The organism is Gammaproteobacteria bacterium (assembly GCA_015709695.1).
Taxonomy (GTDB): Bacteria; Pseudomonadota; Gammaproteobacteria; order Steroidobacterales.
Map to the genome: position 1 here is coordinate 924437 of CP054183.1, position 12509 is coordinate 936945.

Sequence of the window (12509 nt, forward strand, 5' to 3'; positions counted from 1 at the left end):
TGCCGTCAGTCGCCGATGTCGAAGTCCTCGAGATCCATGATCTCCTTTGCCACGCGCTTCTCCTCGAGGATGTCCTCGATCTTGCGACGTGCCGAGCCGTCGGGTGCCAGCCCGCCCTTGTTCTCGGTCTCGATCTGCGCGATGAGATCCTCGACGTTCACCTCGACGGAGATGTCACCGACGTTGTCGGTGGATCCTGCAGTCCTGCCGGCTTCTCCATCGCCTTCGGCGTCAGCGTCGTCGACCCGCTGGTCGCCCTCCGGCTCGGACTCGACTTCCGGCCGGCTTGCCGGAGGGTTCTTGACTGTCTTGGCCTTCCTCACATGACGTCCCAGGCTGCGCTGATTGGCGGCTATATAATCGGATTTCCGCAGCTTGGCAATAGCCCCGCGTACGCTCAGCTGATGAGCTGGTTGATCTGGAAGATCGGCAGCAGGATCGCCAGCACGATCATCAGCACGATGGCTCCCATGGTGACGATGAGCGCGGGTTCCAGCAGGCCCATCAGCGCGGAAATCAGGCCGTCCACTTCCTTTTCCTGGTTGGCTGCGGCGCGGGCCAGCATGGCCTCGAGCTCGCCGCTGGCTTCGCCGCTGGAGATCAGGTGGATGCAGATCGGCGGGAAGTGGCCGCTGGCTGCCAGCGAGCGGCCGATGGGGGCACCTTCGCGGATGCGTGCTGCCGCATCCTGCACCGCGGACTGCATCGGCAGGTTGGTGACGACCTCGGCGGCGATGCGCAGGCCTTCCAGCACCGGCACGCCGCTGCCGGTGAGGATGCTGAGCGTGCGGGTGAAGCGCGCCGTGTTGAAGCCGCGCGTCAGGCGGCCGATCACCGGCAGGCGCAGCAGCGTCTGGTGCCAGCGGCGGCGGGGCCCGGGCTGCTGCAGCAGCCGCCTCGCTCCCCAGGCGAGGAAGGCGATGCCGACGGCGAGGAACAGGCCGTAGCCGCGCAGGAAGTCGCTGACGGCGATCAGCGCACGGGTCAGCACCGGCAGCTCGCTGCCGGTGCTGGCGAAGACCGACACCACCTTGGGCACCACGTAGACCAGCATGCCGCCCACGATCAGCAGCGCGAGGCTGGTGAGCACCACGGGGTAGATCATCGCGTTCTGCAGCTTCTGCCGCAGTTCCTGGCGGCTCTCCGTGTAGTCGGCGAGGCGCTCCAGCACCGCATCGAGATGGCCGGACTGCTCGCCCGCGGCCACGGTGGCCCGGTAGATCTCCGGGAAGGCCTTGGGAAAGTCGCCGAGGCCATCGGCCAGGGTGTGGCCTTCCATGACCTTGGAGCGCACCCCGAGCAGGATGCTCTTCACCCGCGGCGACTCGGTCTGCTCCGCCACGGCCAGCAGGGCCTCCTCCAGCGGCAGGGATGACTGCACCAGGGTGGCCAGCTGGCGCGTCACCAGCGAGAGGTCTGCCGCGGTCATGGACGGCCGAAGCGTGAAGGAGCGTTGCCGCGTCGCTTCCCGCTGGGCCACCTCGGCGACCGTCAGCGGCAGCAGCTTGCGCTCGCGCAGCAGCTGCCGGACCTGTCGCGGCGTGTCGCCCTCGATGACGCCGCGGGTCTCGCGCCCGCCGCTGTCGACCGCGGTGTACTCGAAGGCTCCCATGGGCCGTTGCCGGTCCGGCGTGCCCGGCGGCTAGTTGGCGCGCGTCACCCGCAGGACTTCCTCCAGCGTGGTCACGCCGGCGAGGACCTTCTTCAGGCCATCGTCGCGGATGCTGGGGCTGCGGGTGCGGGCGTGGCGCTCGAGCTCATGTTCGCCCGAGCCGTCGTGGATCATGGTGCGCAGCTCGTCGTCGATGGTGACGAGCTCGTAGATGCCGGTGCGTCCCTTGTAGCCGTTGCTGCCCGGCACGTCATCCCGCGGCCGGTACAGGGTGGGGGGGCTCCCGGGATCGACCCCGAGCACGCGGCATTCATACTCCGACGCGGTGTAGGGCTGGCGCGCATCGGGATCGAGCATGCGCACCAGGCGCTGGGCCAGCACGCCGACCAGGCTCGAGGAGAGCAGGAAGGGCTCGATGCCCATGTCGCGCAGGCGGGTCACCGCGCCCACGGCCGTATTGGTGTGCAGCGTCGACAGCACCAGGTGTCCGGTGAGGCTCGCCTGCACGGCGATCTCCGCGGTTTCGAGGTCGCGGATCTCGCCGACCATCACCACATCAGGGTCCTGGCGGAGGATGGCGCGCAGGCCGCGGGCAAAGGTCATCTCCACCTTGGTGTTGACCTGCGACTGGCCGATCCCGTCGATGTAGTACTCGATGGGATCCTCCACGGTCATGATGTTGCGGGTGTTGTCGTTGATGCGCTCGAGCGCCGCATACAGTGTGGTGGTCTTGCCCGAGCCGGTGGGCCCGGTGACGAGGATGATGCCGTGCGGCTTGTGGATGAGCTCGTCGATGGTGTCCTGCGTCGCCGGGTCCATGCCGAGGTTGTCGAGGTCGATGCGCCCGGCGTGCTTGTCCAGCAGCCGCAGCACCACGCGCTCGCCGTGGCCGGATGGCATGGTGGAGACGCGCACGTCGACGGCGCGGCCCGCCACGCGCAACGAGATGCGGCCGTCCTGGGGCAGGCGCTTCTCGGCGATGTCGAGTTTCGACATGACCTTGATGCGGGACACCACCAGTGGCGCCACCGCCCGTCGCGACTGCAGCACCTCGCGCAGCACGCCATCGACGCGGAAGCGGATGACCAGGCGGTTCTCGTAGGGCTCGATGTGGATGTCGGAGGCGTTTTCCTTCACCGCCGCGGTCAGCACCGCATTGATGAGGCGGATGATGGGCGCGTCGTCATCGCTCTCCATCAGGTCCGACGGCTCCGGCAGCTGCTGCGCGACCTGCAGCAGGTCGGTGTCGTCGCGCAGTCCCTCGACCATCTGCATGGTCGAGCTGGACTCGCGCTCGTAGGTTTCCTGGAGGCGGGCGTCGAATTCCTCGCTGCCCACCCGTCGCAGGGCGAGCGGCATGCCCAGGAAGCGCCGGGTTTCGGCAATGGCCAGCGGCTGCACGCCCGGGCGGGCGAGAACCTGCGCGTGGCCGTCCTCGCAGCCCAGCACCAGCACGCCATGGCGCTTGGCAAAGGGAAACGGCAGCAGCCGCAGGCCGTTCCCGGCAGTCGTGCCGGCCGGCGCTGCCGGCATCGGGGCTGCCGGCAACTCCAGCGTCACGTCGTCAGGGAGCTGGCTGGCCGGCGTTGCCATCGGTTTCGGGAGCGGCCTGGCCGGAGGTCGGCGCGGCGTCCAGTCGCAACTGGCGCAGGTCCAGCGCGGGCGGGGCCGCCGGTGCGACGGGCGGCAGCATGGGCCGGGACTCGCCGGGCATCAGCCGCACCTTGTCCGGGTTGAGGGCGAGTTGCTGGTTGCGCACGAAGTTGTACTTCGAGTTGGTCTCGAAGGCGGCCTGCGAGGCATCGCGCAGGATGGTCGGCTTGATGAACACCATCAGGTTGGTCTTCTTCTTCGTGGTGCTGTCCACGCGGAAGAACTGACCGAGGAGGGGAATGCTGCCGAGGATCGGCACCCGCTGCTGTTGCTCGGTGAGGTCATCCTGGATCAGGCCGCCGAGCACCAGCGTGCCGCCGTCCTCGACGATCACCGAGGTGGTGATGGAACGGTTGGTGGTGACCAGGTCGGCGGCGCCACGGACATTGGCGGCCAGGGCGGAGAGGACCTGCTCGATCTTCAGCAGCACGGCGTCGCCCTCGTTGATCTGCGGCGTCAGCTTGAGGGTCAGCCCGACCTGTTCGCGCTGGATGGTCTGGAATGGATTCACGCTGGTGGTGCCGCCCGTGGCCCCGGTGTTGGTGAACTGGCCGGTGACGAATGGCACCTCCTGGCCCACCTTGATCTCGGCCTCTTCGTTGTCCATGGTCACGAGGACCGGCGTGCCGACGATGTTGGTGTTGGCATCCGAGGCCAGGGCATTGATCAACGCGGCGAAGCTGGTGCCCGAGTCCTGCACCTTGCCCACGGCCATGTTCAGGCCCTTGCCGATGGCGGCGCCGATGGCCGCCGTCTCGCCGCTCTTGGCTGCGGCGGCCAGGCCGATGATGCCGCCGCCGCCCGTGTTCGGCAGGTCGAATCGGGTGACGCCGGCCATGTTCTCCAGATTGGAGTCCCCGACGGCCCAGTTCACGCCGAGTTCGGAAGCCTTGTCGGCGCTGACCTCGACGATCAGCGATTCCACCAGTACCTGCATGCGGCGGATGTCGACCTTGTCGATCACCGCCATCATCGCCTTCATGACCTTGGGGGGGGCGGTGATGATGAGCGCATTGGTGGACTCATCGGCCCAGATGCTGACCTCGCCACGCTCCGTGGGCGGTGCGGCATTGGCGCCCGCCGCGGCGGGGCCACCACCGCCCTGCTTCTGGTACTGGGCCTGCAGCTTGGTGGCCAGGTCCTTCGCCTCGGCGTAGCGCAGGTAGCGCACGCGGGTGTCGCCGCCTTCCTGCAGCGGCGTGTCGAGGTGGGCCACCAGGGTACGCAGGCGCAGCCGCTCGGTCTTGTCGCCGCTCACCAGCACGCTGTTGGTGCGCTCGTCAGCGACAATGGTGGCCGTAGGTGCGGCGCCACCTTCGGTCTTGGCGCCCTGCCCGAGCGTGGTGATCACCCGCACCACTTCGGCCGCCGAGGCGTTCTCCAGCCGGATCACCTCGATGTCCGAGGTGCTCTCCGTGTCGATGCGCTCGATGATGCGCTGCATGCGTTCGACGTTCGCGGCACGGTCGGAGATGATGAGCATGTTGGACGGCGGGTGCGCGGCGAGGTGGCCGTACTGCGGGATCAGCGGCCGCAGGATCGGCACCAGCTGCGCTGCCGCCACGTTCCGCACCGGCAGGATGCGCGTCACCATGTCGTCGGCATCACGGCCGCCGCCCGGGCCGATTTCCGCGCCGGGAACCTGCCGGGCGTTGGCATCGGGCAGGATCTTCACGACGTTACCCGACGGCACGGCGATGAAACCGTAGACCGCGAGGATGGAGAGGAATGCCTCGTAGAAGGCATCGGGCGTCATCGGCGCCGATGACAGCATCGTCACCTGCGCCTTGACGCGCGGATCGAGCACGAAATTCTTGCCAGTCACGGCACCGACCGCCTCGATCACCTGGCGGATGTCCGCATCCTTGTAGTTGGGTGTGATGGCGCCCTGTGCCTGCTGCGCGGCCACGGGGCCCGAGACCAGGGCGAGCGCCACGGCCAGCGCGACCAGCTGCTGCATCACCCGCGTCAACCCCGAAATCCTGCGCATGCGCCTGTCCACACTACTGCTGGCCCGCCGCGGCCGGCGTGGCATCGGATTGGCCCGCTGCTGCGGGTGTCGTGGCGGCCCCGGGTGCGGCGGCGCTCGCGGCCCCGCCGGCCGGCCCCTCGCCGGCCGCTGCCACCTGGCTGGAATCCAGCGTCAGCGTCTGGGACTGGCCATCGCGATCGACGGTCACCGTGACCTGGGTCGTGTTGGCCAGGGAACGGAAGGTCTCCATGGCCTGCGCGGGATTATTGAGGGCCATGCCATTGATTTCTGTGACGAGGTCCCCAGGCTTCAGGCCCAGGGCCACGAACTGCTCGCGGTTGCGGCCGGGATACACCCGGTAGCCCTTGAGCTCGCCGTTCGGCATGAAGGGCTGCGGCCGGATGATCTCGGTGATGGTCGCCGCATTCTGCGACACGGCTTCCTGCATCGACGGCGTGGCCGGCCGGCGCGCCAGTGGCTGCGGTGCCTGGGTGCGCGGCCCGCCCGCGCTGCCGCCGGTGGAGAGGCGCGGCAGGAGAAGGGCCTCGAGCGCGCCCCCGCGACTGAGGATCACGCGGTCGGCCTGCACCTGCTGCAGGACCGCACCGCCCGGCAGCGGGTCCTTGATGAAATACACCTTCTCGTTGCCGGCGCTGTCGGCGATGATGGCATGGGCGAAACGCTCGTCGAGGGCGGCGACCGCGCCGCGCAATTGCAGCTGCAGCTGTGTCTCCGGTGCGTTGGCGGCATTGGCGAGGCCCGGGGCGGGTTCGGCTGCAGCCTGCCCGAAAAGGTGGGCGGCACCGACGGCAGCATAGGCACCCGGACCGCTGCCGGCCGACGCGGCCGGGGCCGCCGCAGCAACCGGTGGCGGTGGTGTCCACGCGGCCGGAGCGGGGCCGGGAACCAGCAACCAGATGAGCCGGGCGCAGTAGTAACCGATACCGATCACCAGCAGCAGCGACACCCAGAATGGCAGCGTCTCGCTGGCGCGGCCAAGGAGGGCCTCGGGGCTCTGCGCGGTCCAGCGCTGCATGGTTTCGGCGAGGTTCAATGATGCTCCACGGGCATGCAACAGGAAGGACCGGGCCGGCGCAGTCCGCGCCCGGGAGACCGCAAATTAGCATAATCAAGGGCTTGGGGTAAGGGCGTAGAAGGCGGGGATTTCCTTTGGCGGGGCATCGGGATGGCGTCGGGACTTCACGCGCGGGATCAGCAGGAGACCGGGTCACGCGCCAGCCGCAGTGAAGCACCGGCGACCGCGCGGTTGCCGTGCGATGTCGCACGGTCCGGCCGCCGGGCGGATGGTATACATATTGTCGTGCCCGGTCCGCCCCGGGATGCATCGATGTCGCGCTTCCCGGCGGTAATATGGTCGCTGTCGTGCAGGCTGTCGATGTTCACCAACTCCGCCATGGCCAGTGAAGGCAATCCACCCGGCAACCGGCCGGAAGACGGGCGTGGTCTGGCTGTCGAGGAGGCCCGGCCGAAGCTCAAGAGGCCGCCGCTGTTCCGCGTGGTGCTGATCAACGACGACTACACGCCGATGGAATTCGTGGTGGAGATCCTGGAGCGCATCTTTTCGATGGACCGGCCCAAGGCGACGCGGGTGATGCTCGAGGTGCACACCAAGGGCAAGGGCGTTTGCGGCGTGTATACCTACGAGATCGCCGAAACCAAGGTCGCGCAGGTCACTTCGTACGCACAGCAGCACCAGCATCCGCTGCTGTGTACGCTGGAGGAAACGTGAGGCGGGCATGCTGAGCAGCGAACTGGAATACTGCCTGAACGAGGCCTTTCAACAGGCCCGCAGGAATCGTCACGAATACATGACCGTGGAGCACCTGCTCCTGGCCATCCTCGATATCCCGTCGGTGGCGGAGATCCTCAAGTCCTGCGGTGCCGACATGGAGCGCCTGCGCCGTGAGCTCGAGGAGTTCACCGACCAGTCGACCCCGCGCCTCAAGGGAGAGAGCGACCAGGACGTGCAGCCCACCCTGGGCTTCCAGCGCGTGCTGCAGCGGGCCGTGTTCCACGTGCAGTCCAGCGGCAAAAAAGAAGTGAAGGGCGAGAACGTGCTGGTCGCCATCTTCGGCGAGAAGCAGTCGCACGCCGTCTACCTGCTGGGCCTGCACGATGTCGCGCGCCTGGACGTGGTCAATTTCATTTCCCACGGGCTCGCCAAGTTCGGCGAGCGCCGCGGCACGGGCGCCCGCGGTGCAGAGGCCGAGGAGGGTGACGGCGATCCGGCAGGCAGTGCCCTGGAGAACTACGCGTCGAACCTCAATCGCCGCGCGGCGGAGGGTCGTATCGATCCGCTCATCGGGCGGCAGGCGGAGATCGAGCGCACCATCCAGGTGCTCTGCCGCCGCAGGAAGAACAACCCGCTCTACGTGGGCGAGGCGGGTGTCGGCAAGACCGCGCTGGCCGAGGGCCTGGCGAAGATGATCGTCGACGGCCAGGTGCCGCCGGTGCTCAAGGACTGCACCATCTATGCGCTGGACATGGGCGCGCTGCTCGCGGGCACCAAGTACCGCGGCGATTTCGAGAAGCGCCTGAAGGGCGTCATCAACGAGTTGAAGAAGAACCCGGGCGCGATCCTCTTCATCGACGAGATCCATACGGTGATCGGCGCCGGTGCCGCCTCGGGAGGTGTGCTCGACGCTTCCAACCTCATCAAGCCGGTGCTGGCCAACGGCGAGCTGCGCTGCATCGGCTCGACTACCTACCGCGAGTACCGGCACATCTTCGAGAAGGATCATGCCCTGGCGCGGCGCTTCCAGAAGATCGACGTGCCCGAGCCATCGGTGCCGGAGACGGTCGAGATCCTCAAGGGCCTGAGGTCGCGCTTCGAGGAGCACCACGGCGTGCGCTATACGGACGAGGCGCTGTCGTCGGCCGCGGAACTGTCCGCGCGGCACATCAACGAGCGGCAGCTGCCCGACAAGGCCATCGATGTCATCGATGAGGCGGGCGCCAGCATGCGCCTGGAGCCGGAGGAGACGCGCAGCAACGTGGTGGACGTCGGGCAGATCGAGAAGGTGGTGGCGCGCATCGCGCGCATCCCGCCGAAGAGCGTCTCGGCATCCGACCGCGACCAGCTGCGCAACCTCGAGCGGGACCTCAAGCTGGTCATCTTCGGCCAGGACCAGGCGGTGGAGGCACTGGCCTCGGCCATCAAGATGGCGCGCTCCGGGTTGCGCGAACCGGAGAAGCCGGTCGGCGCCTTCCTGTTCTCCGGACCCACGGGAGTGGGCAAGACCGAGGTGACCCGCCAGCTGGCGCATTGCCTTGGCATCGAGCTGATCCGCTTCGACATGTCCGAGTACATGGAGCGGCATACCGTGTCGCGCCTGATCGGCGCGCCGCCCGGCTACGTCGGCTTCGACCAGGGTGGCCTGCTGACCGAGGCCATCAGCAAGAATCCCCATGCGGTGCTGCTGCTCGACGAGATCGAGAAGGCGCATCCCGAGGTGTTCAACCTGCTGCTGCAGGTCATGGACCACGGCACGCTGACGGACAACAACGGCCGCAAGGCCGACTTCCGCAACGTCATCATCGTCATGACCACCAATGCCGGTGCCCAGGAGATGAGCCGCGCCTCCATCGGCTTCACCCGCCAGGACCACGCCACCGATGGCATGGTGGCGCTGACCCGGCTGTTCTCGCCGGAATTCCGCAACCGCCTCGATGCCATCATCCAGTTCAAGCCGCTCGGCCGCGAGGCGATCCTGCGCGTCGTGGACAAGATGGTCATGGAGCTGGAGGCGGCCCTCGAGCGCAACGACGTGACGGTGGAACTCGACCCCGAGGCGCGCGACTGGCTGGCGGAAAAGGGCTACGACCCCGCCATGGGCGCGCGACCCATGGCCCGCGTCATCCAGGAGCACATCAAGAGGCCACTGGCCGAACACCTGCTGTTCGGCGACCTGGCCAATGGCGGGCATGTGCGCATCGTGCTGGACGATGATGGCCAGCTCGGCCTGAGGTCACTGCCGAACACCAGGAAGCTGGCGCATCTCGCCGAGCCTGGCTGAAGTCGCACGGTGCCGATCCGCGGGGATTGCCCCGGGAAGCTCAGCGTTCGCGGTAGGTGATGCGGCCCTTGGTGAGATCGTAGGGCGTCAGCTCGACGGTGACGCGGTCGCCGGTGAGGATGCGGATGTAGTTCTTGCGCATCTTGCCCGAGATGTGTGCCGTCACCACATGGCCGTTGTCGAGCTTCACGCGGAAGGTCGTGTTCGGCAGGGTCTCGGTGACGACGCCATCCAGCTGGAGGGCTTCCTCTTTCGGCATTGGGGCTTCCGGTATCGGGGGCGGGCGGATTGTGCAAGAACTTGCCTATGGGCGCAAGGGAACGGGGCCGGCGGCTTCGGCGCGCAGGCGCCGGACCGGCGCCTCCCGCGTCCCGCGGCCGATGAGACCCAGGAACTCCTCTCGCGGCATGAGCACGGCGCCGAGCCGCATCAGGTGCGGGTTGGGCACCTGGCAGTCGATGAGGTGGATGCCGAGACCGGTCGCCAGTGCCGCGAGCTTCACCATGGCGACCTTCGAGCCATCGGGCAGCAGGCTCACCATGGACTCGCCGAAGAACACGCTGCCGAGGTTGATGCCGTAGACGCCGCCGGCCAGCCGTCCCGCCGACCAGGATTCCACCGAATGGGCCACCCCCATCTCATGCAGCCGGCAATAGGCGTCGATCATTTCCGGCGTCAGCCAGGTTGCCGACTCGCCGCGGGTGGCGGCGCAGGCGTGGATGACTTCGCCGAATGCCTGGTCCACCGATACCGTGAAGCGGCCGCTGCGCAGGGTCCGCGCGAGGCGCCTGGAGACATGCAGTTCGCCAGGCCGCAGTACCGCGCGCGGATCGGGGCTCCACCAGAGGATCGGCTCGCCGGCGCTGAACCAGGGAAAGATGCCGCGGCCGTAGGCTGCCAGCAGCCGCTCCGGGGCGAGGTCGCCGCCCGCGGCCAGCAGCCCGTTGGGCTGTTCGAGGGCACGGGCGGCATCGGGAAAGGCATCGGGCGGGTCGCCCGGATCCAGCCACGCGAGGCGCGCGCCGCGCTTCATGGCAGCTCCCTGCGAAAGGGCACGTGGTCCTGCACCACGTCGATGTACCCGTCGATGTGCTCGCGCTCGCGCTCCAGGTGGCGATCGATCGCCGCCGAAAAGCGCGGGTCCGAAAGCCAGTGCGCCGACCATACCGCCTCGGGTTCGAAGCCCCTGGCGATCTTGTGCTCGCCCTGCGTGCCCGGCTCGAAGCGCTGCAGCCCATGCGCGATGCAGTACTCGATGCCCTGGTGATAGCAGGTCTCGAAGTGCAGGCTGTGGTAATCCCCCGAGCTGCCCCAGTAGCGGCCGTACAGGGTATCGGCGCTGCGGAACAGGATGGCCACGGCGACCGGCGCCTCGTGCAGCATTGCCAGCACGACCAGCATCTGCCCGGGCAGGGCCCGTGCCACGCGGCGGAAGAAGTCCTCGTTGAGATAGGGTTCGCGGCCGCGGCGCCAGAAGGTGCTGGCGTAGAGCGGCATGATCGCGTCCCACAGCGGCGCGTCGATGTCGCCGCCGTCCTGGATGCGGAAGCGGATGCCGGCTTCGGCGACGCGCCGCCGTTCACGCCGGGCCTTCTTGCGCTTCTCGGCGGTGAATTGCCCGAGGAAGTCATCGAAGCTGCCGTAGCCGCGATTGTGCCAGTGGAACTGGCAGTCCTTGCGCACCAGCAGTCCGCGTCTGCCGAGGCTGGCGGCTTCGTCACCGTCGGGGAACAGCACGTGCAGGGACGAGGCCCCGGTCTCGCGCGCGTGCTCCAGTGCGGCATCGAGCAGTGCCGAAGCCACGGCCGGGCGGTCCGTCCCCGCTGCGGTCAGCAGGCGTGGCCCGGTGGCGGGCGTGAACGGCACCGCCGCCACCAGCTTCGGGAAATAGCGCAGCCCCGCGCGCCGGTAGGCATCGGCCCAGGCGAAGTCGAAGACGAACTCGCCCCAGGAATCCGTCTTGCGGTACAGCGGCAGGGCGCCCGCCAGCCGGCCTGCTGCATCGCGGGCAACCACATGGCGCGGCGTCCAGCCGGTTGCCGGGCCCACGCAGCCGCTGTCCTCGAGCGCCGCGAGGAACTCATGGCGCAGGAACGGCTGGCCGCCGTGCTCCAGCGCATTCCATTCGGCGGCGGTGGTCGCGCTGACGCTCTCGAGGATCTGCAGCTGCACGTCTTGTCCGATGATCCACCGCCCGGGTGGCCTGGGCCCACAGCGTCGGCGCGGATCCGCGAGCTGTCAAACGTCAGGCCGAATCGAGGTAGCGCTCGGCGTCGAGCGCGGCCATGCAGCCCGAGCCGGCGGAGGTGATGGCCTGCCGGTAGACGTGATCGGCCACATCCCCGGCGGCGAACACGCCCGGCACGCTGGTGGCGGTGGCGCCGCCGTGCAGGCCGGAGCGCACCGTAATGTAGCCATTGTTCATGGCGAGCTGGCCAGTGAACACGCCGGTGTTGGGGTCGTGGCCGATGGCGATGAACAAGCCATGGACGGCGAGCTCGCGGCTGGCGCCCCCGGTGTCCCGCAGCCGCAGGCCGTTGACGCCGGCCTCGTCACCGAGCACCTCGGCGACCTCGTGGTTCCAGAGGATGTCGATGTTTCCGTCGCGGGCACGGGCCAGCAGCCGGTCCTGCAGCATTTTCTCCGCCCGCAGGCTGTCGCGACGGTGGATCAGCGTCACGCGGTTGCAGAGGTTGGCGAGATACAGGGCTTCCTCCACCGCGACATTGCCCCCGCCGACCACGGCCACGTCGCGGCCCTTATAGAAGAATCCGTCACAGGTGGCGCAGGCGGAGACACCCCGGCCGCGATAGGCCGTCTCGCTGGGCAGCCCGAGGTAGCGCGCGGATGCACCCGTGGCGATGATCAGGGCGTCGGCGGTGTACTCGCGCTCGCCGCCCCTGAGGCGCAGGGGCCGGCCGCCCAGGTCTGCCTCGCGGATGTGGTCGAAGACCATTTCGACACCGAGGCGGGAGACATGCTCGCGCAGCTGCTCCATGAGCTGCGGGCCCTGCAGCCCATCGGGACCGCCTGGCCAGTTGTCGACCTCGGTGGTGTTCATGAGCTGGCCGCCCGGCTCCATGCCGGTGACCAGCAGCGGCTCGAGGTTGGCCCGTGCCGCATAGACCGCGGCCGTGTAGCCTGCGGGGCCGGAGCCGAGGATCAGGAGTCGGGCGTGCTGGGCGTCGGCCATCGGGCAATCCTTCGGGTGACGGTTGTGCAGCGCGCTGCCGCG

The 12509-nt window shown here is 68.4% G+C and carries 11 protein-coding genes; 2 read left to right on the plus strand and 9 right to left on the minus strand.

From position 1 onward, the window contains the following. Window positions 1-5: 5 nt before the first annotated feature. The 5 genes from HRU81_04285 to gspC all read right to left on the minus strand — a co-directional run bounded on the left by HRU81_04285 (window position 6) and on the right by gspC (window position 6291). Window positions 6-323 carry a hypothetical protein gene (locus HRU81_04285; protein ID QOJ31383.1) on the minus strand — a complete coding sequence of 106 codons (318 nt, stop codon included), beginning with the start codon at window positions 321-323 and terminating at the stop codon, window positions 6-8. Between the two features lie 74 nt (window positions 324-397). Then, entirely contained in the window at window positions 398-1612 is a 1215-nt protein-coding gene (gene gspF / locus HRU81_04290) for a type II secretion system inner membrane protein GspF (protein ID QOJ31384.1), read from the minus strand. Window positions 1613-1642: 30 nt separating this feature from the next. Continuing rightward, entirely contained in the window at window positions 1643-3145 is a 1503-nt protein-coding gene (gspE, locus tag HRU81_04295; GenBank protein QOJ33276.1) for a type II secretion system ATPase GspE, read from the minus strand. Window positions 3146-3176: 31 nt separating this feature from the next. Continuing rightward, window positions 3177-5255 (minus strand): type II secretion system secretin GspD, encoded by a 2079-nt coding sequence (gspD, locus tag HRU81_04300; GenBank protein ID QOJ31385.1) that lies wholly within the window; start codon window positions 5253-5255, stop codon window positions 3177-3179. A 13-nt stretch (window positions 5256-5268) separates the two neighbouring features. Further along, the gene (gspC, locus tag HRU81_04305; protein ID QOJ31386.1) at window positions 5269-6291 is read right to left on the minus strand and encodes a type II secretion system protein GspC; all 1023 of its coding nucleotides are present in this window, start codon (window positions 6289-6291) and stop codon (window positions 5269-5271) included. A gap of 360 nt (window positions 6292-6651) precedes the next feature. On the opposite strand from gspC, the gene clpS reads away from it, so the two are divergent. After that, window positions 6652-6987, plus strand: coding sequence for an ATP-dependent Clp protease adapter ClpS (gene clpS / locus HRU81_04310; protein ID QOJ33277.1), 336 nt, complete (start codon window positions 6652-6654; stop codon window positions 6985-6987). Window positions 6988-6994: 7 nt separating this feature from the next. Further along, window positions 6995-9274 (plus strand): ATP-dependent Clp protease ATP-binding subunit ClpA, encoded by a 2280-nt coding sequence (gene clpA, locus HRU81_04315; GenBank protein QOJ31387.1) that lies wholly within the window; start codon window positions 6995-6997, stop codon window positions 9272-9274. Window positions 9275-9314: 40 nt separating this feature from the next. Here clpA and infA read toward each other — a convergent pair whose 3' ends face one another. The 4 genes from infA to trxB all read right to left on the minus strand — a co-directional run bounded on the left by infA (window position 9315) and on the right by trxB (window position 12467). Beyond that, on the minus strand, window positions 9315-9533 hold the full coding sequence (gene infA, locus HRU81_04320) for a translation initiation factor IF-1 (protein QOJ31388.1): 219 nt from the start codon (window positions 9531-9533) through the stop codon (window positions 9315-9317). Window positions 9534-9578: 45 nt separating this feature from the next. Then, on the minus strand, window positions 9579-10307 hold the full coding sequence (locus HRU81_04325; protein QOJ31389.1) for a leucyl/phenylalanyl-tRNA--protein transferase: 729 nt from the start codon (window positions 10305-10307) through the stop codon (window positions 9579-9581). Then, on the minus strand, window positions 10304-11446 hold the full coding sequence (locus HRU81_04330) for an N-acetyltransferase (protein ID QOJ31390.1): 1143 nt from the start codon (window positions 11444-11446) through the stop codon (window positions 10304-10306). The genes HRU81_04325 and HRU81_04330 overlap by 4 nt, the downstream gene beginning before the upstream one ends. Window positions 11447-11519: 73 nt before the next feature. After that, window positions 11520-12467, minus strand: coding sequence for a thioredoxin-disulfide reductase (trxB, locus tag HRU81_04335; protein QOJ31391.1), 948 nt, complete (start codon window positions 12465-12467; stop codon window positions 11520-11522). Window positions 12468-12509: the final 42 nt, after the last annotated feature.

Bases quoted from the DNA above. Each gene is read 5' to 3' on its own strand.
- gspF (QOJ31384.1), bottom strand. From the start codon at position 1,612: ATGGGAGCCTTCGAGTACACCGCGGTCGACAGCGGCGGGCGCGAGACC.
- gspE (QOJ33276.1), bottom strand. From the start codon at position 3,145: ATGCCGGCAGCGCCGGCCGGCACGACTGCCGGGAACGGCCTGCGGCTG.
- gspD (QOJ31385.1), bottom strand. From the start codon at position 5,255: ATGCGCAGGATTTCGGGGTTGACGCGGGTGATGCAGCAGCTGGTCGCG.
- clpS (QOJ33277.1), top strand. From the start codon at position 6,652: ATGGCCAGTGAAGGCAATCCACCCGGCAACCGGCCGGAAGACGGGCGT.
- clpA (QOJ31387.1), top strand. From the start codon at position 6,995: ATGCTGAGCAGCGAACTGGAATACTGCCTGAACGAGGCCTTTCAACAG.
- infA (QOJ31388.1), bottom strand. From the start codon at position 9,533: ATGCCGAAAGAGGAAGCCCTCCAGCTGGATGGCGTCGTCACCGAGACC.
- HRU81_04325 (QOJ31389.1), bottom strand. From the start codon at position 10,307: ATGAAGCGCGGCGCGCGCCTCGCGTGGCTGGATCCGGGCGACCCGCCC.
- trxB (QOJ31391.1), bottom strand. From the start codon at position 12,467: ATGGCCGACGCCCAGCACGCCCGACTCCTGATCCTCGGCTCCGGCCCC.